The organism is Neisseria sp. P0019.S003, from assembly GCF_051957115.1.
Lineage (GTDB): Bacteria > Pseudomonadota > Gammaproteobacteria > Burkholderiales > Neisseriaceae > Neisseria > Neisseria flavescens_D.
The window spans coordinates 99,885-121,230 of record NZ_JBQCWT010000001.1 but is presented as its reverse complement, the minus strand read 5'-3'; the positions used below and the strand labels follow the sequence as shown (position 1 = coordinate 121,230).

General features: G+C 47.6%; 21 protein-coding genes, 3 tRNA genes and 2 pseudogenes. 15 read left to right on the top strand and 11 right to left on the bottom strand.

The annotated features are described in order from the left end of the window. Positions 1 to 276 precede the first annotated feature (276 nt). A complete protein-coding gene (gene cysG, locus ACTHTS_RS00585) occupies positions 277 to 1,674 on the top strand; it encodes a siroheme synthase CysG (protein WP_440368851.1) in 1,398 nt (465 codons plus the stop codon). Between the two features lie 53 nt (positions 1,675 to 1,727). Here the strand turns inward: cysG and ACTHTS_RS00580 are convergent, their stop codons facing one another. Continuing rightward, positions 1,728 to 2,333, bottom strand: coding sequence for a CoA pyrophosphatase (locus ACTHTS_RS00580; protein WP_440368849.1), 606 nt, complete (start codon positions 2,331 to 2,333; stop codon positions 1,728 to 1,730). A 175-nt stretch (positions 2,334 to 2,508) separates the two neighbouring features. On the opposite strand from ACTHTS_RS00580, the gene ACTHTS_RS00575 reads away from it, so the two are divergent. The 8 genes from ACTHTS_RS00575 (at position 2,509) to ACTHTS_RS00540 (ending at position 7,921) form a co-directional block, all read left to right on the top strand. Then, positions 2,509 to 4,371, top strand: coding sequence for a tetratricopeptide repeat protein (locus tag ACTHTS_RS00575; RefSeq protein WP_440368847.1), 1,863 nt, complete (start codon positions 2,509 to 2,511; stop codon positions 4,369 to 4,371). A gap of 56 nt (positions 4,372 to 4,427) precedes the next feature. Next, a complete protein-coding gene (gene lolB, locus ACTHTS_RS00570) occupies positions 4,428 to 5,012 on the top strand; it encodes a lipoprotein insertase outer membrane protein LolB (RefSeq protein ID WP_440368845.1) in 585 nt (194 codons plus the stop codon). An 8-nt stretch (positions 5,013 to 5,020) separates the two neighbouring features. Next, the gene (gene ispE / locus ACTHTS_RS00565; RefSeq protein WP_440369176.1) at positions 5,021 to 5,869 is read left to right on the top strand and encodes a 4-(cytidine 5'-diphospho)-2-C-methyl-D-erythritol kinase; all 849 of its coding nucleotides are present in this window, start codon (positions 5,021 to 5,023) and stop codon (positions 5,867 to 5,869) included. A gap of 5 nt (positions 5,870 to 5,874) precedes the next feature. Beyond that, positions 5,875 to 5,950: transfer RNA gene (locus ACTHTS_RS00560), tRNA-Gln, on the top strand. 10 nt (positions 5,951 to 5,960) lie between these two features. Then, positions 5,961 to 6,036, top strand: a tRNA-Gln gene (locus ACTHTS_RS00555). Positions 6,037 to 6,047: 11 nt separating this feature from the next. Beyond that, positions 6,048 to 6,123, top strand: a tRNA-Gln gene (locus tag ACTHTS_RS00550). A 176-nt stretch (positions 6,124 to 6,299) separates the two neighbouring features. Next, positions 6,300 to 7,283: a ribose-phosphate pyrophosphokinase gene (locus ACTHTS_RS00545; RefSeq protein ID WP_293206294.1), complete on the top strand. Its 984-nt coding sequence runs from the start codon at positions 6,300 to 6,302 to the stop codon at positions 7,281 to 7,283. Positions 7,284 to 7,348: 65 nt separating this feature from the next. Next, positions 7,349 to 7,921, top strand: coding sequence for a 50S ribosomal protein L25/general stress protein Ctc (locus ACTHTS_RS00540; RefSeq protein ID WP_004519902.1), 573 nt, complete (start codon positions 7,349 to 7,351; stop codon positions 7,919 to 7,921). Positions 7,922 to 8,073: 152 nt separating this feature from the next. On the opposite strand, the gene hscB is transcribed toward ACTHTS_RS00540, so the two are convergent. Further along, positions 8,074 to 8,574 carry a Fe-S protein assembly co-chaperone HscB gene (gene hscB / locus ACTHTS_RS00535; RefSeq protein WP_440368843.1) on the bottom strand — a complete coding sequence of 167 codons (501 nt, stop codon included), beginning with the start codon at positions 8,572 to 8,574 and terminating at the stop codon, positions 8,074 to 8,076. A 79-nt stretch (positions 8,575 to 8,653) separates the two neighbouring features. Here hscB and ACTHTS_RS00530 point away from each other — a divergent pair. Beyond that, positions 8,654 to 8,876: pseudogene (locus tag ACTHTS_RS00530) on the top strand (alternative ribosome-rescue factor A). Here ACTHTS_RS00530 and iscA read toward each other — a convergent pair. The 6 genes and pseudogenes from iscA to iscR form a co-directional block, all read right to left on the bottom strand. After that, the gene (gene iscA / locus ACTHTS_RS00525; protein WP_003685774.1) at positions 8,836 to 9,156 is read right to left on the bottom strand and encodes an iron-sulfur cluster assembly protein IscA; all 321 of its coding nucleotides are present in this window, start codon (positions 9,154 to 9,156) and stop codon (positions 8,836 to 8,838) included. The pseudogene ACTHTS_RS00530 and the gene iscA overlap by 41 nt on opposite strands. A gap of 70 nt (positions 9,157 to 9,226) precedes the next feature. Continuing rightward, positions 9,227 to 9,471: pseudogene (locus ACTHTS_RS00520) on the bottom strand (recombinase RecA). 107 nt (positions 9,472 to 9,578) lie between these two features. Beyond that, positions 9,579 to 9,965, bottom strand: a complete 387-nt coding sequence (iscU, locus tag ACTHTS_RS00515) for a Fe-S cluster assembly scaffold IscU (protein ID WP_003674559.1) — start codon at positions 9,963 to 9,965, stop codon at positions 9,579 to 9,581. A 68-nt stretch (positions 9,966 to 10,033) separates the two neighbouring features. After that, positions 10,034 to 10,162, bottom strand: a complete 129-nt coding sequence (locus ACTHTS_RS00510; RefSeq protein WP_004519897.1) for a hypothetical protein — start codon at positions 10,160 to 10,162, stop codon at positions 10,034 to 10,036. Between the two features lie 118 nt (positions 10,163 to 10,280). Continuing rightward, positions 10,281 to 11,495: an IscS subfamily cysteine desulfurase gene (locus ACTHTS_RS00505; protein WP_004519895.1), complete on the bottom strand. Its 1,215-nt coding sequence runs from the start codon at positions 11,493 to 11,495 to the stop codon at positions 10,281 to 10,283. A gap of 51 nt (positions 11,496 to 11,546) precedes the next feature. Beyond that, complete coding sequence (iscR, locus tag ACTHTS_RS00500) at positions 11,547 to 11,993, bottom strand: Fe-S cluster assembly transcriptional regulator IscR (RefSeq protein WP_003746476.1); 447 nt, start codon at positions 11,991 to 11,993, stop codon at positions 11,547 to 11,549. A 359-nt stretch (positions 11,994 to 12,352) separates the two neighbouring features. Between iscR and ACTHTS_RS00495 the strand changes: the two genes are divergently transcribed. Then, positions 12,353 to 13,525: an alpha-hydroxy acid oxidase gene (locus ACTHTS_RS00495; RefSeq protein ID WP_440368840.1), complete on the top strand. Its 1,173-nt coding sequence runs from the start codon at positions 12,353 to 12,355 to the stop codon at positions 13,523 to 13,525. Between the two features lie 61 nt (positions 13,526 to 13,586). Here the strand turns inward: ACTHTS_RS00495 and dsbD are convergent, their stop codons facing one another. Then, positions 13,587 to 15,392 (bottom strand): protein-disulfide reductase DsbD, encoded by a 1,806-nt coding sequence (gene dsbD, locus ACTHTS_RS00490; RefSeq protein WP_440369175.1) that lies wholly within the window; start codon positions 15,390 to 15,392, stop codon positions 13,587 to 13,589. A gap of 218 nt (positions 15,393 to 15,610) precedes the next feature. Then, the gene (folE2, locus tag ACTHTS_RS00485) at positions 15,611 to 16,384 is read right to left on the bottom strand and encodes a GTP cyclohydrolase FolE2 (protein WP_440368838.1); all 774 of its coding nucleotides are present in this window, start codon (positions 16,382 to 16,384) and stop codon (positions 15,611 to 15,613) included. Between the two features lie 177 nt (positions 16,385 to 16,561). Between folE2 and ACTHTS_RS00480 the strand changes: the two genes are divergently transcribed. The 4 genes from ACTHTS_RS00480 to ACTHTS_RS00465 all read left to right on the top strand — a co-directional run bounded on the left by ACTHTS_RS00480 (position 16,562) and on the right by ACTHTS_RS00465 (position 20,196). Further along, positions 16,562 to 17,719, top strand: a complete 1,158-nt coding sequence (locus ACTHTS_RS00480) for a trans-sulfuration enzyme family protein (RefSeq protein ID WP_440368836.1) — start codon at positions 16,562 to 16,564, stop codon at positions 17,717 to 17,719. Positions 17,720 to 17,789: 70 nt separating this feature from the next. After that, complete coding sequence (locus ACTHTS_RS00475; protein WP_440368834.1) at positions 17,790 to 18,233, top strand: META domain-containing protein; 444 nt, start codon at positions 17,790 to 17,792, stop codon at positions 18,231 to 18,233. 98 nt (positions 18,234 to 18,331) lie between these two features. Further along, positions 18,332 to 19,111 carry a ferredoxin--NADP reductase gene (locus tag ACTHTS_RS00470; protein ID WP_128580614.1) on the top strand — a complete coding sequence of 260 codons (780 nt, stop codon included), beginning with the start codon at positions 18,332 to 18,334 and terminating at the stop codon, positions 19,109 to 19,111. Positions 19,112 to 19,188: 77 nt separating this feature from the next. After that, complete coding sequence (locus ACTHTS_RS00465; RefSeq protein ID WP_440368831.1) at positions 19,189 to 20,196, top strand: adenosine deaminase; 1,008 nt, start codon at positions 19,189 to 19,191, stop codon at positions 20,194 to 20,196. 49 nt (positions 20,197 to 20,245) lie between these two features. On the opposite strand, the gene bioB is transcribed toward ACTHTS_RS00465, so the two are convergent. Next, entirely contained in the window at positions 20,246 to 21,298 is a 1,053-nt protein-coding gene (gene bioB / locus ACTHTS_RS00460) for a biotin synthase BioB (protein WP_440368829.1), read from the bottom strand. Positions 21,299 to 21,346 lie beyond the last annotated feature (48 nt).

Below are 21,346 nucleotides of genomic sequence, written 5' to 3'. Positions count from 1 at the left end.
TGTAAATAGACCGATATTATACGCAGGCAAAGGCCGTCTGAAAAATGAAGAGGGCGCAATTTATTTGTGAAAAAATGAATTTTTATATAGTTACGCTATTTTCCAATCATTTGTTTTGAAATTTTCTGCTTCAGTTTTATGTTTGCCGCTATAACTTATTTTGTTGTGGCAGGTATATAACCAAACACCATAAGAAAATCAGAAACCATTCTTTCCTATTTTTTCAGACGGCCTTTAATATCGGCGGACAATCATTGATAAAGCAAGAACACGACCATGAGCCATTATTCTTTGTTTGCCGATTTGAGAGACCGTCCTGTTTTACTGGCAGGTGCGGGTAAGGTTGCCGAGCGCAAGGCGGAAAGCCTGTTATCTGCCGGAGCGCACGTACGCGTTGTTGCGGAAACTTTGAATCCGCAGTTTCAGCAATGGGCGGACGAAGGGAAAATAGTTTGGATGGGCGGCTTGTTTGAAGAAGCCATGTTGGACGAGGTATATTTTGTTATTGCGGCGACGGATGACGGTATATTTAATCGCCGTGTTTTTGAAGCGGCGGAACGATGGGCGAAATTGTGCAATACGGTGGATACGGCGGACTTGTGTTCGTTTATCGTACCTGCCGTGGTGGATAGAGGACCGTTGAAGATCGCCATATCCAGCGGCGGTACTGCGCCTGTATTGGCGCGTAAATGGCGGCAGATTATCGAGACATTGATTCCGCTGCATACGGGCACGATGGCGCGTATTGCCGGAAAATGGCGCGAAAAGGTTAAGCAAGCGCTGAATAATGTCGAACAACGCCGTTATTTTTGGGAGAAGTTGTTTGACGGCCGTTTTGGTATTTTTGCGGCTCAAAACAATATCGAAGCGGCAGAGCGTGAATTGATCACTCAGTTAAACCGGGAAACGCCGTTTGGCGGCGAAGTGGTTTTGGTGGGCGCAGGGCCGGGAGATCCGGGTTTGCTGACCATACATGCTTTGCAGGCAATTCAGGCTGCGGATACCGTGTTTTACGATGCTTTGGTGTCGGATGAGATTTTAGCGATGGTGCGTAAAGATGCGGTGAAAATCAGCGTGGGCAAACGCGCCGGTGCGCACCATGTCCAGCAGGAAGAAACCAATCGTCTCTTGGTTGAACACGCTCAAAAAGGCGAGCGTGTGGTAAGGTTGAAAGGCGGTGATCCTTTTGTTTTCGGGCGCGGTGGGGAGGAAGTGCAAACCCTGCATCAGGCTGGAATCACTTACCGCATTGTGCCGGGCATTACTGCTGCGCTTGGAGCTACTGCTTATGCCGGTATTCCGTTAACCCATCGCGATTGCGCCCAAAGTGCTTTATTTGTGACTGGCCACAGTAAACACGAGGGTAGCCAGCCCGATTGGCAGACTTTGGCTTTAAGCCGCCAAACGTTGGTAATCTATATGGGCACGCTTAAAGCGGCTGAGATTGCGGAAAAGCTGATGGCTTATGGCAGACAGCCTTCTACACCTGTTGCCGTGATTTCCAATGGGACTTTACCGAATCAAACCGTGCGGACAGGCCGTCTGAAAGATTTGGGCTTGCTGGCTGCCGAAGCAGAGCGTCCCGCTTTAATGGTAATTGGCGAAGTGGTTGCCCTGCGCGATGAGATGAAATGGTTTGGAGAATTTGTCGAATGCTATGAAGAAGCTGCATAAAGAGGATTGATCAAACAAGGCCGTCTGAATATTGGTTTTCAGACGGCCTTGCCTTATTTAAAAGCTTGGCAATATTGCTGATAACGTTCTGCCAGTCCATATAGGATGATTGCTGTCAGCCCCCAAATGTCGTAGTGCCGAAAAGGCAGGGCGGGGAGGGCGAGGGTTTGATTGTTGTGATGAAGGTGACGGAATGTGTAGTTTTGCAGGTTTAAGGCGGAATCCAAAGGCAGATAAAAAATTTCAGCTACTTCGTCGGGATTGGCTTTTGGGTTGACGGGCTGGGTGCAAATTGCCGGAACAGGCGTAACACGGTAGCCGGAAGGCGTGTCATAAAAGGGTAGCGGCGCAAAAGTCTGCCATGCGGCAATCGGAATGGCGGTTTCTTCGTAAGCTTCTCTTAACGCCGTTGCCGTTAGGCTGTCGTCTTGAGCATCTTTGTGGCCGCCGGCAAAGGCGATTTGCCCTGTGTGCTGTCTTAAGGTTTCGGCCCTTTTGGTCAGTAAAATTTGCCACGCTCCTTCATGCACGGCAATGCCGACCAAAACGGCTGCTTCTTTGACCGTTTGGGCGGTAACTAATTGATTGCGCTCTGCTTGCATACGGCTGCTGAAGTATGAAGCTTGAGTTAGGAAATGGATAAGTTGGTCGGTATTCATCTTTAATGCTGATCGTTTTATGCAGATGAGGATTACACAAGGTTTACGGTTAGCGTGTCAACAAAATAGGGTGCGTGTGTTACAGTTATGCCTGAATGATAAATAAAGCTTTGCGTCTGTTTTGCAGATGCTTAGGCCGTCTGAAAATGCCGGCAGGTTCTCAAAAAGGATAGTTATGTTGTTTTCCCCATCCCGTATTCGAGTAGCAGCTGCGGCTGTCATGATGTTGTTTGCTACACAAACTTTTGCCGCGCCCGGCGATTCAAATACAGTTTTTGAATCGGCTAAGATTATTAAAAAGAAAAGCCGTGCCGACCGTTTTTCTCCTGAAGAGCGCGAGCAGGAGCGGATACGTCTGTTGGGTATACAAAACCGCACTTCGCAGGTTTTTACTTTGTTAAATTCAGAACTGGCCTTGCAAAAGGGTGATGCGGCTTCTGCTTTGTTTACTTATATTTTGACGTTGCATCGCACTAAATCTCCCGAAGTGGCCGAACGCGCTTTGGAGATGGCGGTTTCTTTAAACGCATTTGAACAGGCTGAGGCCATTTACCAAAAATGGCGCGAAATCGAGCCGGAGCCTGGTGAAACACAAAAGCGCATGACTTGGTTGCGCAATTTGCTGCTGGGCAAAGCCGATAAGAACTTGAGCGGATTGGACAAGGTGATTACCGGCGGTAGTGAAGACGAGCAAAAGCGCGTGTTCCTGCTTTTGGCACAAACCGCAGCCCAACAGCCGAATCTGACCAGCGATGCGGTCAAGCAAGTACATAAAACAGCATTGAATTATAAAGACTTTCCAGAAGCGGCGATTGCGGATGCAATTTTTAGTGCAAAAGACGGTCAAAAGAAACACGCCATTGCGGCATTGCAGCGATTGGCCAAGTTGGACAACGAAATTCTGCCGCCGACTTTTGTTACCCTGCGTCTGATGGCGCAACGGCATCCTGATATTCTGGACGGCTTTTTCAAAGAGACAGACACCAAAACCTTATCTCCGATTTGGCAGGAATTGGATATCGCCAATTTGATCGCCCATGGCCAAAATGATAAGGCTTTTAAGCGTTTGCAGACTTTGTTGGAAGAAAATCCAAACCCTGATTTGTATATTCAGGCCGCCTTATTGTCCGCCAGCAAGACGGAAAATATTTCTGCGGTAAACAGTTATCTGGAAAAGGCTTATAAAGCCGGTACGGAGGAGCAGCGCAGCCGTGCGGCGTTGATTGGCGCGGTTTCTTATAATGATGCCGAGGATTTTGCCAAAGCCAAACAATGGCTGGATAAGGTAACGGCAACGGCTTATACATTTGATAAAATCATTTTGGCTGCATCCATCGAAGCCAAACAGGGCAACCATAAAGAGGCTTGGGCATTGGTACAACGCGCACAAAAAATGCCCGAGCAAAGAGGACGTTATTTTGAAGCCAGTGATTTGCTAAATACGGCTTTGTTTGTATTGTCTAAAAACACCAATCTTCAAGAATCGTTGAACGCTTTGAACAGCTTGGTAAATTCCACCGAAAAATCCTTAAAAACCCAAGCTTCTCCGGAGTTGCTTGCCAATGTGTTGTATCAGCGTTCGATGGTTTATGAGAAGCTGAATCAGCCAGGCAAGGCGATTGCCGATTTGCGTCGAGTGGTAGAGCTGTATCCGGACAATCCGCACGGTTGGAATGCTTTGGGCTATACCTTGCTGTCCAACGGCAAGGATTTGGAAGAAGCGTTTAAAATGGTTCAGACGGCCTATCAAATGGAGCCGGAAAGCGCAGCCATTAATGATAGTGTAGGCTGGGCTTATTATCTTAAAGGCGATGCCCAAATGGCTTTGCCGTATATCCAATATGCCTATGAAAAAGAACCTGAAGCCGAAGTCGCCGCGCATTTGGGCGAAGTCCTATGGACGCTTGGAGACCAAGACAAGGCCAAAGAAATCTGGAATGACGGCTTGAAACGTGGAAGCAATCTCCGAGTATTAAAAGAGACAATGTCCAAATTCGGTATAACGTCCAGTAAACCGCATACTCAAAAACACAAATAAAACCAAAAGGCCGTCTGAAAAGCGTTTAATTTCAGACGGCCTGTGAAGGAATATCCATGAATTTAAAACAATTATCATCGGTTGCAGCCTTATTGCTTTTAGCTGCCTGTGCGCAGCCAAACTTACCTCAGCAAAACAGTTGGCAAGCAGCAGAGCAGGTACAGGATTTTAGCGCAGACGGTCGATTAGCTGTCAAAGTGGAAGGAAAAGGCTCTTATGCCAATTTTGACTGGACTTATCAGAATGCGGTTCAAACCATTGATGTGAATACCCCATTGGGCAATACCGTAGGCCAGCTGTGCCAAGACAGTGAAGGTGTATTGGCAGTAGACAGTAAGGGTAAGGTTTATCAGGCGGAAACGGCTGAGGAATTGAGCAGACAGCTTTTGGGCTTTGCTTTGCCGGTTCAATATTTGCATATTTGGGCTGATGGTAAACGCGTTGCCAATGCGTCATACAAAATTCTGCTTGATGGCCGTCTGGAGCAGTTTGACTGGACGATATCGCGCACTTTAAATAGTTCAGGACAGCCCAAGACGCTTCAACTTGAAAATGCCAAGTTTAATATCCGCTTGGTGTTTGACACGGTAAATCACTCTTTGGATAAGAATGGACAAACCCGATGCGCAGCACGCAAATAGAGGAGGCCATGTCTGTTTCAGAGAAAATCCAAGCCTTTCCTGCCCCGGCCAAATTAAATTTGGATTTGAGGATTACCGGCCGCAGGAGCGATGGTTATCATAATTTGGAAAGTATTTTCTGTTTGATCGGCTTATATGATACCGTTCATCTGAAAATACGTACTGATGGGCAGATTATTCTGCATACGCCGGTCGAAGGGCTTGAACCCGAACAGGACTTGACTTATCGGGCGGCTAAATTATTACTGCCATATGTAAGCGTGGCGCATGGTGTCGAAATCTGGTTGGATAAGGTGATTCCGACCGGAGGCGGATTGGGCGGCGGCAGCTCTGATGCAGCCACGGTTTTAATGGTTTTAAACCAATGGTGGCAATGTGGTTTGAGCAGGCAGCAACTGATTGATTTAGGCGTAAGTCTTGGTGCAGATGTTCCTTTTTTTATTTTTGGCAGAAGTGCTTTTGCCAAAGGCGTAGGCGAGAAGCTGGCTGAAATAGATGTCCCTAAACAATGGTATGTTATCGTTAAGCCCCCCGTTCATGTGGCAACAGCTAAAATTTTTGCACATGAAGGCTTGACACGGGATTCCAAACCCAGCATAATGCCGACTTTCCAATCGTTACAGCCGTTTCAAAATGATATGCAGGCGGTTGTGTTTCAGGAATATCCTGAAGTTTGGAAGGCTTATGTTGAGTTATCCCAATATGGTCATGCATTAATGACCGGTTCTGGGGCTTGTTTGTTTATAGCAAGTGAATCTCATCAAGAAGCAAATACAATTTACCAACAGGTTTCTCAATCATATGAAGCTTATTGTGTGGAAGGGTTAGATATTCATCCGCTGTTTCATATGATTTAGTAAGTTGGGGAGTCGTCAAGCGGTTAAGACACTGGATTTTGATTCCAGCATGCGAAGGTTCGAATCCTTCCTCCCCAGCCAAACCCTTTGTTGGGGAGTCGTCAAGCGGTTAAGACACTGGATTTTGATTCCAGCATGCGAAGGTTCGAATCCTTCCTCCCCAGCCAACACCCTTTATTGGGGAGTCGTCAAGCGGTTAAGACACTGGATTTTGATTCCAGCATGCGAAGGTTCGAATCCTTCCTCCCCAGCCAAATAAAAGCGTGTAAGTTTTCTTACACGCTTTTTTACGCTAAGAGCAAAATAACGCTGAAAAACTTTTTTTTACCCGTTTTTACGAGTATAATCGCATAATTAGTGTCTTAGACATGGGGCAGAGGGAAGCGTAATGTTTTCTGAGCGTAAATCAAATCTAGAATCAGGTGAAGATATGGCTGCTTATGACAGTTTAATGGTGTTTACCGGTAATGCAAATCCGGAATTGGCGCAACGTGTTGTCAAACATTTGGATATTTCACTCGGTGAAGCCACCGTTTCCAAATTCTCTGATGGCGAAGTAGCCATTGAATTGTTGGAAAATGTGCGTGGTCGCGACGTGTTTATTTTGCAACCTACCTGCGCACCAACCAATGACAACCTGATGGAAATTTTGACTATGGCCGATGCACTCAAACGTGCTTCTGCCGGTCGTATTACTGCCGCGATTCCTTACTTTGGCTATGCACGTCAAGATCGTCGTCCTCGCTCTGTTCGTGTACCAATTTCTGCTAAATTGGTAGCGAATATGTTGTATTCAGCAGGTATCGACCGCGTATTGACTGTTGACTTGCATGCCGACCAAATTCAAGGTTTCTTCGATATTCCGGTAGATAATATTTACGCTACCCCGATTTTATTGAACGACATTAAACAACAACGTATCGACAATCTGACTGTTGTCAGCCCTGATATCGGTGGTGTTGTACGTGCACGTGCTGTTGCTAAATCTTTAAATGCTGATTTGGCTATTATTGACAAACGTCGTCCTAAAGCCAACGTGGCTGAAGTGATGAACATTATTGGCGATATTCAAGGCCGTACTTGCTTGATCGTAGATGATATGATCGATACAGCAAACACCTTGTGTAAAGCAGCCGTTGCCCTGAAAGAGCGCGGTGCAGAACGTGTACTGGCATACGCCAGCCATGCAGTATTCTCCGGCGAAGCAGTGAATCGAATTGCTTCTTCCGAAATTGACCAAGTAGTTGTGACAGATACGATTCCGTTGTCTGAAGCAGCTAAAAAATGTGAACGCATCCGTCAAGTTACCATTGCCGGTTTGCTGGCTGAAACGGTACGCCGTATCAGCAATGAAGAATCCGTCTCATATCTTTTTAATGAAGATGTGATGACTGGCGGCATGTTGCTGCCATAACCCGATGTCGTCTTAAGCTGGTCGCGGCCGATGACGACGATTTTATCTAAATTGGAGTATTAAACATGACTTACGAAATTCAAGCCTCTGTTCGCGAAGCCCAAGGCACTGGTGCGAGCCGCCGCCTGCGTCGCGAAGGCCAAATCCCCGGCATTCTGTACGGTGAAGGTCAAGAGCCTGTTGCTATCGCTGTAGACCACAAAACTGTATTCTATGCATTGGAAAAAGAATCTTTCCATACTGCTTTGATTAAACTGTCTTTGAACGGTGAAACTAAAGACGTTATCGTGCGTGACTTCCAAATGCACCCATTCCGTCGCGAAGTTCAACACATCGACTTCCAAGCTGTAAAAGCTGATCAACCTGTACGCATCCGCGTTCCTCTGCACATTGTTAACGCTGAAAACTCTCAAGCTGTTAAATTGCAAGGTGGTCGCGTATCTCTGTTGAACACTTCTGTTGAAGTAGTTGCTTTGCCTGCAAACATTCCTGCTTTCTTGGAGCTGGATTGTGCATCAGTAGTTGCCGGCGATATTCTGCACTTGTCAGACATCAAATTGCCAGAAGGTGTTGAAAGCGTTTCTCTGAAACGTAACGAAAACCTGGCTGTTGCTACTGTTACCGGTAAAAAACGCTAATAGTTAGTTAATATAAGAAAACCGTATCAGATAAATCTGATACGGTTTTTGTTTGATGTAAGCGGCGATAAATTCAAATAATGGAGATAAATCCAAAGTATCTTATAAAGTCATTTGCTATAAAATTTGGGTATAGCGTAAAGCGATACGTTTTATAAGATTGAAGCAATTTCATTGCGAAGCTTATTAAGAAAGCGCCCATGCCGTACCCATTGTGCGGCCGATTCATAATCTTGTTGTTCAAATGCTTGTTGCAAATCTTGATATAGGTTGCTTTGTACTTCTTGGATTTCTTGATCCAGCGATCGGATGGCATCATGGTTTTGTTCCATTTGAGCATCCATCAATGTTTCCCGCCATTCCATCTGCTGCATGAGGAATTCTGGTGAAAACGAAGTGTGTTCAGGTGCATCAGCATCGATATTTTGGCTTTTCAAGAGATAAGCGGCCCGATCAATAGGGCTTTTTAATGTGCGGTAGGCATCATTAATTGTAGAAGACATCATAACGGCTTGTTTCTGCTCAAAAGCTGAAGCAGAAGCAAATTTATCAGGATGAAATCGGGCTGCTAAAGTACGATAGGTCTGTTCGAGTGCTTCAGTATCAATATTGAAAGATGGCTCAAGCTGGAAGAGGTTGAAGTATTGAGACATGATATTAAAGGAAAAAATCTAAAGAAGAAGATTATTTTACGATATAATCCAGAAACTGTTTATACGAAAGGAAAACAATATGACCGGTAAGGTACAGCACAATAAAGGCAAAATACGAGATAATGCCTTAAAAGCCTTAGTCAAATCTGATTTGTTCCGACACAAAGTAGAACGAAAAAGAAAAGGCAAGAGTAGCTATAATAGGCAAGAAGCCAAAAAATGGCGGGATGGTTTTGATACTTTCCCGCCATTTTTTATATTTTAAACGTGGAAGCTCTCACCACAACCGCAGGAGTCTTTAACGTTTGGGTTTTCAAATTTGAAACCTTCCTGTAATCCTTCTTTGGTGTAATCAACTTGTGTGCCGTCTAGATAAACCAAGCTTTTTGGGTCGATATAAACGCGCGCGCCGTGTTCTTCAAAAATCAGGTCATCCTCGTTCACTTCATCGACAAATTCCAGGTTGTATGCCATGCCTGAGCAGCCACTGGTTTTCACTCCCAAGCGCACGCCCAAGCCTTTGCCGCGTTTGGTCAGATAGCTGTTGATGTGTTTGGCTGCGTTTTCTGTGATGGTAATCATGCTTTTTTCCTCATTTCGCAATCATTTTCTGTTTTGCCTGCTTTTTTATTTCAGACGGCTTCTTGAACTATCAGGCCGTCTGAAAACGCTGTTTTGCCCACTCTATTGCGGCGGTAATGGCAGCTTTAGCCTGCGGACTATTTTTCCAACAGGTTGAGCCGGTTAATTATGCGCCCTGTTCCAAAATATCGTCTAAATCCGCAACCGCCAGAGTGGCAATATCATCAATCCCATTTGCTGCAAACTCTGCAATATGGTTTTACCTATGCCTTTGACAGCAAGTAGGGATTGGATTTCTTCATCGGTAAAAGGCATATCGCCCTCTTTGATTTTACAGGTACAGGCGCACTTATATGGCAAGTTGGACCTATCAAGCCGATTTAGGCATTAATATCTACAAACTAAGTATCTGGCAAACAAGATTATTTGTTTTCCTGACGTTTGCGATAGTCGGCAACGGCTGCTTTTACCGCATCTTCAGCTAAGATGGAGCAGTGGATTTTAACTGGAGGCAATTCCAACTCTTCGGCAATTTCGCTATTTTTGATTGCCAGTGCATCGTCAAGGCTTTTGCCTTTAACCCACTCAGTGATCAGGCTGGAAGAAGCGATGGCGGAGCCGCAACCGTAAGTTTTGAATTTTGCATCTTCGATAATACCCTCATCGTTTACTTTGATTTGCAGGCGCATGACGTCGCCGCAGGCGGGCGCGCCGACCATGCCGGTACCGACAGATTCGTCGTTTTTATCGAAAGTACCGACGTTGCGGGGATTTTCGTAGTGGTCGATTACTTTATCGCTGTATGCCATGATGTGGTTTCCTTTGTGTTTTTAATGGTGTAAATGGTTTGTTTACGAATATTCAGACGGCCTGAAGTTTAGATTTTGCATGCGCCACCTTCGCAGCCGTCATCATTCTCTGAATCAACGCCGCCTTCTACGGTAACACCGTCAAAATCTTCGAGCAGGTTGTCGAGATTGTCGAGGTCGAGTTCTTGTTCGTCCATAGTTTATGTCTTTAATCTGAAAGTTATGCCTTAGTGGGGCTAGGGGATCAAATGAAATCTATATATAGGTCGTCTGAAAAGTTTTGTTGATTTTCAGACGGCCTTTTATAAATGCGGATTAATGCGCCGCCCATTCAATCGAGTTCAAATCGATACCTTCTTTAAACATTTCCCACAGCGGAGACAGTTCACGCAGTTTGCCGATTTTGGATTTAATCAGTTCTGCTGCGAATTGGACTTCTTCTTCGGTGGTCATGCGGCCGAAGGTGATGCGCAGGGAGGAATGTGCCAACTCGTCGTTGCGGCCGAGTGCGCGTAAAACGTAGCTTGGCTCAAGGCTTGCGGAAGTACAGGCGGAGCCGCTGGATACGGCGAGTTCTTTCACCGCCATAATCAGGCTTTCGCCTTCGACGAAGTTGAAGCTGACGTTCAGGTTGTTTGGAGCGCGGTGTTCGAGGTCGCCGTTGATGTAGACTTCTTCGATGCCTTCGATACCTTTGAGGAAGATATCGCGCAGTTTCAGGTAGTGTGCAGTGTCTTGTGCCAATTCTTCTTTGGCAATGCGGAAGGCTTCGCCCATACCAACGATTTGGTGGGTCGGCAATGTGCCTGAACGGAAACCGCGTTCGTGGCCGCCGCCGTGCATTTGGGCTTCGAGGCGGACGCGTGGTTTACGGCGTACATATAGGGCGCCGATGCCTTTAGGGCCGTATACTTTGTGGCCGGACATAGACAACAAATCAACTTTGGCAGCTTCAACGTCAACAGGCACTTTACCGCATGCTTGTGCTGCATCAACGTGGAAAATGATTTTGCGTTCGCGGCAGATTTCACCGATGGCAGGAATATCTTGAACTACGCCGATTTCGTTGTTTACCCACATTACGGAAACGAGGATGGTGTCTTCGCGGATGGCGGCTTTCAGTACGTCTAAATCAACCAAACCGTTTTCTTGTACATCCAAGTAAGTCACTTCGTAACCTTGGCGTTCGAGTTCGCGCATGGTGTCGAGCACAGCTTTGTGCTCGGTTTTTACGGTGATGAGGTGGTTGCCTTTGGATTTGTAGAAGTGCGCCGCGCCTTTAATGGCGAGGTTGTTGGATTCGGTCGCACCGCTGGTAAAAACGATTTCTTTGGAGTCAGCGTTAATCAGGGCTGCAATGTCTGCGCGTGCTTTTTCTACCGCTTCTTCTGCTTCCCAACCGAAGCTGTGGCTGTTGGAAGCTGGGTTGCCGAAAATATCGGACAGGTAGGGAATCATTTTTTCGGCAACGCGGCGGTCAACGGGAGTGGTGGCGGCGTAGTCGAGGTATACGGGGGTTTTGACGGTCATGGTTTGCTCTTTCGTTTGGTCATCTGCCTGCGGTCTTTGCCGTAGGTCGGTTTAATGAATGTGTGTAAAGGTAACGACATGACTGCTGTCGCTGCAGTTTTTTTGTTCAATGATGCTTTGCAGCGTAACGCCGCTGAGGTAATCATTGATGGTTTTGTTTAAGTTTTCCCAAAGGTCATGGGTCAGGCAGGGGGCGCCGTGGTGGCAGTTTGCTTTGCTGCCGCATTGTGTGGCATCCAGTCGGTCTTCGGCTGCGGAGATGATTTGTGCAATATTGATTTGCTCGGCGGGAGCGGCAAGGATGTAGCCTCCGCCGGGGCCGCGTAGGCTTTCAACCAATCCGGCACGGCGCAGCTTGCTGAATAATTGTTCGAGGTAGGAGAGCGATATGCTTTGTCGTTCGCTGATGGCACTGAGTTTGACAGCACCGGTTTGCGCGTTCATCGCCAAATCTATCATGGCGGTTACTGCAAATCGCCCTTTGGTAGTCAGTCTCATGGTGTGGTTGCCTGTGTGGGGCGTTTTTATTAGTGGGGGAATTGTCTAATATCTGAGTGTTTCAGTCAAGTATGTGGCGGCTCGGTTTGATTGTTTGTTTAAATGGTGGCATTGGCTGATTTTTAAATCGGAAAATATTTTCTTTATTTTTCTGTAATTTGGATTTAAGGCCGTCTGAAAAAAGGCTATCAACCCTACAAATATCAGGGTTAAAATGTTTTGATTTAATATTGATACTGATATAGATTATCAAAATTATTCTTAAAATTTAGTTGTTTCGATGGAGTAAAATAATGAGGTGTTTGAAATGTTCAGACGGCCTTGACCATCCATCTTTACTTGAACAGAGGCAATCGACAATGAAATGTGATTTAAGCAAAATAACCTGTATCGAAGACTTGCGTCTTGTTGCCAAACGTAAAATGCCGCGTATGTTTTATGACTATATTGACTCAGGCTCTTGGACGGAAACCACTTATCGTGAAAATACTTCGGATTTTAAAGACATCCGTTTCCGCCAAAAGGTATTGGTTGATATGGAAGGACGCAGCCTTGAGACCAAAATGATCGGTCAGGATGTGAAAATGCCGGTGGCGATTGCGCCGACCGGTTTCACGGGCATGGCGCACGCTGATGGGGAAATCTTGGCGGCACGGGCGGCGGAAAAATTCGGTATCCCGTTTACGCTTTCAACCATGTCCATTTGTTCGATTGAAGATGTGGCTGAAAACACCAGCTCGCCGTTTTGGTTTCAGCTTTATGTGATGCGCGACCGCGAGTTTATGGAAAACCTGATTAAGCGTGCGAAGGATGCTAATTGTTCGGCTTTGGTATTGACCGCTGATTTGCAGGTTTTGGGTCAGCGCCACAAAGACATTAAAAACGGCCTGTCTGCGCCGCCGAAACCGACCATTGCCAATTTAATCAATTTGGCGACCAAACCGGAATGGTGTATGAAAATGCTGAACACGGAACGCCGCACCTTCCGCAATATCGTCGGTCATGCGAAAAACGTGGGCGATTTGTCTTCACTGTCTTCATGGACTTCCGAACAATTTGACCCGCGCCTGAGCTGGGATGATGTGGCGCGCATTAAGGATTTGTGGGGTGGCAAGTTGATTATCAAAGGCATTATGGAACCCGAAGACGCGGAAAAGGCAGCGAAAAGCGGCGCGGATGCATTGGTCGTTTCCAATCATGGCGGCCGTCAGCTTGACGATACCGTGTCCGCCATTAAAGCTTTGCCTGATGTGGTTAGCGCGGTGGGCAGCGACATCGAGGTTTGGATGGACAGCGGCATCCGCAGCGGTCAGGATATTTTGAAGGCTTGGGCTTTGGGTGCGAAAGGTACGATGATTGGCCGGGCGTTCCTGTATGGTTTGGGTGCGTATGGTGAAGAAGGCGTAACCCGTGCGCTGGAAATCCTGTATAAAGAAATGGATATTTCCATGGCGTTTACCGGTCATCGCAATATTCAAGATGTGGATTCCAGCATTTTGCGTTCTACACATTGGGCTCAAGATGAATTTTGATTTCTGAACATAAGAAAAGGCCGTCTGAAAATCTGTTTTCAGACGGCCTTTTTATAGACGGCTATTTCTCGTTTTTGCGATACCATTCGATGAAGGCATCGGGTTTGACGAAGCCTAATAAGGCTTCGCTATGACTGCCGTCGGCGTGGACCACAAACACGCCCGGAGGGCCGAAGAGGCCGTATTCTTTCAGTAAGGCCTGATGGTCGGGAGTGTTGGCGGTTACGTCGATTTGGAAGAAGCGCTGCATATCGACTGCTTCGTGTACCTGCGGCTGGTTGAGCGTGTAGGCGGCCATTTCTTTGCAGGATACGCACCAGTCGGCGTAGAAATCAATCAGCACGGGCTTGCTAGGATCGGCTTTCAAAGCGGCATCCATAGCGGCTTTGAGTTCGCCGACATCGGTAAACATCTTGCCGTGGTCGGTTTCTTGTCCGGCTTCGGATGGCGGAACCAACGTTAAGAAGTGGTGCAGGGTGGTGGTTTGTTTATTGAAGCTCTGCCAGCCAAACCATGAGCCGCCAATCAGCAGTAAAAAGCCCAATACGGCGGTAACTGTTTTTAGACGACCTTTTTGTTTGCCGGATTTCGCCAAAAGCATAAGGGCAGGAACAATCATCAGCAAGGTGTAGAGGCCGACTACTGCGAAATAAGGCAGATGCGGTGTAGCAAGGTATACGGCAACGGCCAGCAAGATGAAGCCGAATGCGTATTTGATGCCGTTCATCCAGTCGCCTGCTTTAGGCAGGATATGGCCGCCGAATGTACCGATGATGATGAGCGGTACGCCGGTGCCGAGCGCTAATGCATAGAGCGCAAGACCGCCCAATACGGCATCGCCGGTCTGGCCGATATAGCCCAAAGCAAATGCCAGCGGAGGCGCAACGCAAGGGCCGACAATCAGCGCGGACAAAATACCCATGATGAAGACGGAAATGATTTTGCCGCCGGAGAGTTTGTTGCTTTGGTTTTGGAAATAGGATTGGACGGAGTTTGGCAGCTGGATATTGAAGAGGCCGAACATGGACAGCGCCAATACCACCATCAACGCGGCGGCGGCAAGTACGACCCAAGGCTGTTGCAGCCATACGGTCAACAGCGCGCCGGTCAAACCGGCAATCACGCCGACCAAGGTATAGGTCAATGCCAAGCCTTGTACATACACCATAGACAAGGTGAACGCGCGGCCTTTGCCGGCTTTTTTATCGCCCACGACAATGCTGGAAACAATCGGCAGGAGCGGATACATACAGGCTGTAAAGCTTAAGCCCAAACCTGCGACAAAAAACGCCAACAGGTTGGCGTTTAAAGTATCCCAAGAGAGCTTGAAGCGGCTGCTGTCGGGATTGTTTGTAGCGGGCTGCGTGGGCATTTGGCCGTCTGAAGAGGCAGATGGTTGTAAAAAGCGGTCTTTGGCAGAAACCGGCTCATCGCTTTGCGGTTGGTAAACTCCGTTGCCTTTTACGTCAAACTCGGTGTCCACCGGCGGATAACACACACCCACTTCGGCACAGCCTTGATAAGTCAGCGTCAGTTTGTATTGTGGCGCGGCTTGTTTGTAAGGCAGGTCAACCTGTGCGGTATGGTGGTAAACCGTTTGTTTGCCGAAGAATTCGTCTTCTTTTTCTTCGCCTTTGCTGAATTTGGGTTCGGCCAAGACTTTGTCAGGATTAGTCGCTGCAACGATTTTGGACTGGTACATATAGTAGCCGTCAGCGATTTTGAACTGCACGCTGATGCCTTGATTGGTTACATTGACTTGAGGCACAAAGGCTTGCTCTGGAGGCAGCAAATCATTGGCATCTACTGCGAATGCGAAGCTGCTCAAGCCTAAAAATGCAATGAGGAAATAAAGGAATTTTTTCATAATATCCACGGATATGCCGTTGAGAAACCGTCATTATAAATGATGGGGAAAACAATCGGCTTAATTTAAGTTAAAGATTACGCGAGTTGTCTAATTCTTTTGAATTATATCGGATTGCAGTTAACCGTACATGAGCGATAGTCTCATGTTATCGTTCAATTTATGCCAAAGGCCGTCTGAAATGTTCAGACGGCCTTTGTTTCTATTCGGCTTGGCTTTTAAGGATAAGCGATATAAGCGTAAGCGGAATGGTTGTGTATCGATTCGAAGTTTTCGCTTTCGACAACAAACGACTGGATGCGTTTATCGGCAATCAGCGCAGTGGCCACATCGCGAACCATGTCTTCGACAAACTTCGGATTTTCGTATGCTTTCTCCGTTACATACTTCTCGTCAGGGCGTTTGAGCAAACCGTAGAGTTGGCAGCTTGCCTGCGCTTCGACGTAATCGATGATTTCTTCAATGCCTACATCCGAGTTTGCAATCAGGCTGACCGTCACATGCGAACGTTGGTTATGCGCGCCGTATTGGGAAATTTCTTTGGAACACGGACACAAGGAAGTAACCGGAACCATCACTTTCAGGCTGTGGCTGTATGTACCGTTTTTGATTTCGCCGGTCAGGGTAACATCATAGTCCAGCAGCGATTGGATGCCGGAGACCGGCGCGCTTTTCTTGCGGAAAAACGGGAAGGAAACGCTGATTTTTCCGGAATGGGAATCCAGCAGGGCAACCATGTCGGCAGTCAGCTTGTGCAGCGTATCGAAATCCAAAGCATCGGTTTGTTTTTCCATCAGGGCGACAAAGCGCGACATATGCGTGCCTTTTTGGTCGGCAGGCAGGAAAACCGTCATGGTCAGGCGGGCGACGGTGGATTGTTCGCCTTCTTTGCTTTTGAGCGAGATTGGAAAGCGCAGGTCTTTGATGCCGACCTGATTAATCGGCAGGTTGCGTAAATCGCGGCTGGATTGCACGTCTGCAATGGCGTTCATGCGTGGTATGTCCTTCATGATGGGATTGTTGAGATGCGTGTAGGGGAATCGGCTCGTATCGGCCGATTTGCAAATGCGAGATTATATCACTTGCTTTATCTGCCTGCATTGATTGTTTCTATTTTTCAGATAGTGATAAAATCTTTGATTATTCACATCTACATAGGCAGAGACCAAATGAAATTCGCCACGAAAGCCATCCATTCCAGCTACGATTGCGACGAACACAACCGTGCGCTGATGCCGCCGATTTATCAAAACAGTATGTTTGCGTTGCACGAGATTGGCGAAAATGTGCCTTACCGCTACTCGCGCCTGAGCAACCCGACCCGTCAGGTATTGGAAGATACCGTTGCCGATTTGGAGCACGGTGCGGCCGGCTTTGCATTTTCCAGTGGTATGGCAGGGATTGATGCCGTATGGCGTACTTTCCTGCGCCCGGGCGATACCATTGTCGCCGTCGCTGATATTTACGGCGGTGCTTATGATTTATTGGTCGATGTTTATCAAAAATGGGGTGTGAACGTTGTTTTTGCCGATTTGGGCAATCCAGATAATTTGGACGAGCTGCTCAAAGCGCACAATGTCAAACTGGTTTGGCTGGAAACGCCGTCCAATCCGCTTTTGCGCTTGGTAGACATCAAAGCGCTTGCCGCGAAAGCCAAAGCGGCTGGCGCGCTGATCGGTATTGACAACACCTTCGCCACGCCGTATCTGCAACAGCCGTTGGATATGGGTTGCGATTTTGTGTTCCATTCCGCTACCAAATATTTGTGCGGCCATTCCGACGTATTGATGGGCGTAGTCGTTGCCAAAACCAAAGAGCTGGCTCAGCCTTTGCACGACATGATGGTGCATACCGGCGCGATTGCAGGCCCGATGGACTGCTGGCTCGTGTTGCGCGGTATCAAAACGTTGGCTCTACGTATGAACGCCCATTGCCAAAACGCACTCGAAATCGCGCGCCGTTTGGAAGCCCATCCTGCCATTGAAAAAGTGTTCTATCCCGGCCTGCCGTCGCACGAACATTACGAACTCGCCCAAGCACAAATGCCCAAAGGCATTGGCGGCGTGGTTACGGTTTATCTCAAAAACGACACGCGTGAAGCAGCCAATAGCGTGATTAAAAACATGAAACTGGTCAAAATGGCTTCCAGCCTCGGCGGCGTGGAAAGTCTGGTCAATCATTGCTATTCCCAATCCCACAGCGGCGTGCCGCATGATGTGAAAATGGAAATGGGCATCAAAGTCGGCCTGCTGCGTTTCTCTGTCGGTATCGAAGATGTGGACGATATTTGGAACGATATTTCCAAAGCATTGGATACGACTTTGTAAATAAGGCTTAAAGGCCGTCTGAAGGAGGATAGTTTTTCAGACGGCCTTTAGCAATAATTAAGGAATGGATATGAAAACATTATTCGGTGCATTGATGAGTATGGTAGTTTTGGCAGCTTGTACATCTCCTTCAGCATCTCAGACTGAACAAGCCTCTAAAGCGCAGGTACAAACTCAACAAGCTGCGCAACCTACTTTAGCCGCCAAATGGCGTGTTGTCGCTTTCAATAAATTCACTGAAAAAGAATTGGCAGATAAAAACGCCTATTTGGATTTCAGCAAAATGCCTAAGGCTTATGGCAATATGGGTTGCAACGGTATGATGTTTCAAGCGAATGTAATCGGAGCGGGCAAAATTGATTTTGGCCATATTGCGGTAAGCATGATGCTGTGTGAAGACATGAAGCTGGAAGATACGTTTTTGCGCAAACAAAGCGTGTGGAACTATCGTTTTGACGGTAACGATTTGATTTTGGAACAAAAAGGCATCAGTATCCGTTTGCGCCGTGAATAATCTTAAAGGCCGTCTGAAAATAAATATTTCAGACGGCCTTTTGAATCTTTATAATAAGCCCTATTTGAAACTGATACCGAATATCAAGGAAACCTATTATGGCAGCTTCTCCAGAAGCCAAGTTTACCGAAGAAAAAGTCTTGTGGATCAAACACCATACGCCCAAGCTGATGACTTTTGCCATCAGCCGTCCCGAGTCCTACCGTTTTTCGGCAGGGCAGTTTTCGCGCCTTGGTTTCCGTGACGGCGAGGGCTTTATTTGGCGCGCGTATTCCGTCGTGTCTGCCGAATACGCCGATACGCTTGAGTATTTCGCAGTGTTAATCGAAGGCGGCCCGATGTCGGCGCGTTTTGCTGCGATGAAAGAGGGCGACACTATTTTATTGGATAAAACGGCTACCGGTTTCCTCTTGCCCGAGCGTTTCCCTGACGGAAAAGATTTGGTCATGCTCTGCACGGGTTCCGGCATTGCGCCTTTCCTCTCCATTATCGAGCAGCCTGAAATTTGGCAGCGTTTCGACCGTTTGGTTTTGGCGCATTCCGTCTCTTACGCCGACGAGTTGATTTTCAACCAACGCCTTGCCGATTTGAAAGAGCATCCGCTGATTGAAGAATATTTCCATAAATTCACTTTTGTTCCGGTTACCACGCGTGAGGAAACAGAAGGCGCATTGAGCGGTAAACGGATTCCCGAATTGTTGAAGAATGGCGACTTGGAAGAAAAAGTCGGCTTCAAGTTCACCAAAGCCGATACGCGCTTTATGGTCTGCGGCAATCCGGCAATGGTCAAAGACACTTTCCAAGCCCTGATGGATTTGGGCTACGCCATGCACCGCAACCGCATCCCCGGCGAAATCATGATGGAAAATGGTTTTTAACAGATAAATAGTCAAAGGCCGTCTGAAAGTTTCAGACGGCCTTCAATATTAAATATAAACCGAAAATCAGAGAAAATATGAATATCAAACAAATTATCCAAGCCCTGCCCAAAGCCGAGTTGCACGTCCATATCGAAGGGACATTCGAGCCGGAGTTGATGTTTGAAATCGCCAAGCGCAACCGTATAGCGATTCCTTATGAAAATGTCGATGCGGTACGGCAGGCTTATGATTTTCACAATTTGCAGTCGTTTTTGGATATTTATTATGCCGGTGCCGGCGTATTGTTGCACGAGGAGGATTTTTACGATTTGACCCGCGCGTATCTTGAGCGTTGCCGAGAAGACAATGTCGTGCATACGGAAATATTTTTCGATCCGCAAACCCATACTGCGCGTGGCGTGGCGTTTGAAACCGTGATTAACGGCATTGTCCGCGCCTGCCGTGAAGCCGGGCAGCAATGGGGCATAAGTACGCGTTTGATTATGTGTTTCCTACGCCATTTATCGGAAGAAAGCGCATTTGAAACCTTAAATCAGGCTTTGCCTTATAAAGAACACATCATCGGCGTAGGCTTGGATTCGAGCGAGCAGGGGCATCCGCCGTCTAAGTTTGAACGCGTATTTGCCCAGGCGCGGGCGGAGGGTTTGTTGACAGTGGCGCATGCCGGAGAAGAAGGCCCGCCGGAATATGTTTATGAGGCTTTGGACTTACTGCATATCCGCCGTATCGATCATGGCGTACGGGCGGAAGAAGATGAGGCATTGATGGCGCGTTTGATTAAAGAACAAATGCCGTTGACCGTTTGCCCGTTGAGCAATTTGAAATTAAAAGTGTTCCCTGAAATGGCGAAACACAATTTGCGCCGTATGTTGCAACGCGGCGTCTTGGTAACCGTCAATTCCGATGATCCGGCGTATTTCGGAGGCTATATGAACCGCAATTTTGAAGCGCTTGCCGAGGCTTTGGATTTGAGTGCGGAAGAAATCAAAATCTTGTGCGCCAATTCGTTCCGCGCTTCGTTTTTGAGCGAGGCGGAAAAGGAAAAATGGATAAGGAAGATTGAAAGTTTTAATGTTGAATAACGATAAAAGGCCGTCTGAAAAAGTTTCAGACGGCCTTTTATGATGATGGTTAATAGTCGACTTTGATTTTAGGCGTTTCCTGCGCGGCTTTGTATTCTTCTTCCAATTCAAAGCGCAGCGGATACAAATTCAATTTTTCCATCAGCAGGCGGTCGCCGTCTTCGTCCGGATTGCCCGTAGTCAGCAGCTTGTCACCGTAGAAAATCGAGTTTGCGCCAGCCATGAAACACATGGCCTGCATGGATTCCGGCATATTGCTGCGGCCAGCGGACAGGCGGACGTAGCTGTGCGGCATGGTAATGCGCGCGACGGCGATGGTGCGGACAAATTCCGTCCAGTCCAAATCTTCGGCATCGGCCAGCGGCGTGCCTTCCACTTTAACCAACTGGTTAATCGGCACGCTTTCGGGCTGAGGGTCTAGGTTGGCAAGGCTGGCAATCAGGCCTGCGCGTTCGGCGCGAGTTTCGTTCATGCCGACAATACCTCCGCAGCAGACTTTCAAACCGGCATTGCGGACTTTGCCCAAAGTATCCATGCGGTCTTCGTGTTGACGGGTGTGGATGATGTCGTTGTAGCGTTCGGGGTCGGTATCGAGGTTGTGGTTGTAGTAGTCCAAACCGGCTTTTTTGAAGTCTTCAGCCATGCCGTCTTCGAGCATGCCGAAGGTGCCGCACACTTCCATGCCCAAGCCTTTCACCGCGCTGATGATTTCGGAAACGACAGCCACGTCTTTGGGTTTGGGGCCGCGCCATGCCGCGCCCATGCAGAAACGGCTGGCGCCACGCGATTGGGCAATTTTGGCTTTTTCGACGATTTCGTCCACATTCATCATTTGCTCTTTGCCCAGATTGGTGTTGTGGTGTGCCGATTGCGGGCAGTAGGCGCAGTCTTCGGGGCAGCCGCCGGTTTTGATGGAGAGCAGGGTGGAGAGTTGGATTTCGCGCGGGTTGAAGTTTTGGCGGTGGATTTCGGCGGCTTGGAAAACGAGGTCGAGGAAAGGCAGTCCGAACAAGGCCTCAACATCGCATTTTTTCCAATAACGCGCAGTCGGATGCGGCTTGCGCTCGGTTTGACGGCGCAAGGCTACGGGAGATACGGTCATAGTGTGTTCTTTCGTGTTTACAGCGACGCAGTGTCGCTGACGGCTTGA

Bases quoted from the DNA above. Each gene is read 5' to 3' on its own strand.
- cysG (WP_440368851.1), top strand. From the start codon at position 277: ATGAGCCATTATTCTTTGTTTGCCGATTTGAGAGACCGTCCTGTTTTA.
- ACTHTS_RS00580 (WP_440368849.1), bottom strand. From the start codon at position 2,333: ATGAATACCGACCAACTTATCCATTTCCTAACTCAAGCTTCATACTTC.
- ACTHTS_RS00575 (WP_440368847.1), top strand. From the start codon at position 2,509: ATGTTGTTTTCCCCATCCCGTATTCGAGTAGCAGCTGCGGCTGTCATG.
- lolB (WP_440368845.1), top strand. From the start codon at position 4,428: ATGAATTTAAAACAATTATCATCGGTTGCAGCCTTATTGCTTTTAGCT.
- ispE (WP_440369176.1), top strand. From the start codon at position 5,021: ATGTCTGTTTCAGAGAAAATCCAAGCCTTTCCTGCCCCGGCCAAATTA.
- ACTHTS_RS00545 (WP_293206294.1), top strand. From the start codon at position 6,300: ATGGCTGCTTATGACAGTTTAATGGTGTTTACCGGTAATGCAAATCCG.
- ACTHTS_RS00540 (WP_004519902.1), top strand. From the start codon at position 7,349: ATGACTTACGAAATTCAAGCCTCTGTTCGCGAAGCCCAAGGCACTGGT.
- hscB (WP_440368843.1), bottom strand. From the start codon at position 8,574: ATGTCTCAATACTTCAACCTCTTCCAGCTTGAGCCATCTTTCAATATT.
- iscA (WP_003685774.1), bottom strand. From the start codon at position 9,156: ATGATTACCATCACAGAAAACGCAGCCAAACACATCAACAGCTATCTG.
- iscU (WP_003674559.1), bottom strand. From the start codon at position 9,965: ATGGCATACAGCGATAAAGTAATCGACCACTACGAAAATCCCCGCAAC.
- ACTHTS_RS00510 (WP_004519897.1), bottom strand. From the start codon at position 10,162: ATGGACGAACAAGAACTCGACCTCGACAATCTCGACAACCTGCTCGAA.
- ACTHTS_RS00505 (WP_004519895.1), bottom strand. From the start codon at position 11,495: ATGACCGTCAAAACCCCCGTATACCTCGACTACGCCGCCACCACTCCC.
- iscR (WP_003746476.1), bottom strand. From the start codon at position 11,993: ATGAGACTGACTACCAAAGGGCGATTTGCAGTAACCGCCATGATAGAT.
- ACTHTS_RS00495 (WP_440368840.1), top strand. From the start codon at position 12,353: ATGAAATGTGATTTAAGCAAAATAACCTGTATCGAAGACTTGCGTCTT.
- dsbD (WP_440369175.1), bottom strand. From the start codon at position 15,392: ATGAAAAAATTCCTTTATTTCCTCATTGCATTTTTAGGCTTGAGCAGC.
- folE2 (WP_440368838.1), bottom strand. From the start codon at position 16,384: ATGAACGCCATTGCAGACGTGCAATCCAGCCGCGATTTACGCAACCTG.
- ACTHTS_RS00480 (WP_440368836.1), top strand. From the start codon at position 16,562: ATGAAATTCGCCACGAAAGCCATCCATTCCAGCTACGATTGCGACGAA.
- ACTHTS_RS00475 (WP_440368834.1), top strand. From the start codon at position 17,790: ATGAAAACATTATTCGGTGCATTGATGAGTATGGTAGTTTTGGCAGCT.
- ACTHTS_RS00470 (WP_128580614.1), top strand. From the start codon at position 18,332: ATGGCAGCTTCTCCAGAAGCCAAGTTTACCGAAGAAAAAGTCTTGTGG.
- ACTHTS_RS00465 (WP_440368831.1), top strand. From the start codon at position 19,189: ATGAATATCAAACAAATTATCCAAGCCCTGCCCAAAGCCGAGTTGCAC.
- bioB (WP_440368829.1), bottom strand. From the start codon at position 21,298: ATGACCGTATCTCCCGTAGCCTTGCGCCGTCAAACCGAGCGCAAGCCG.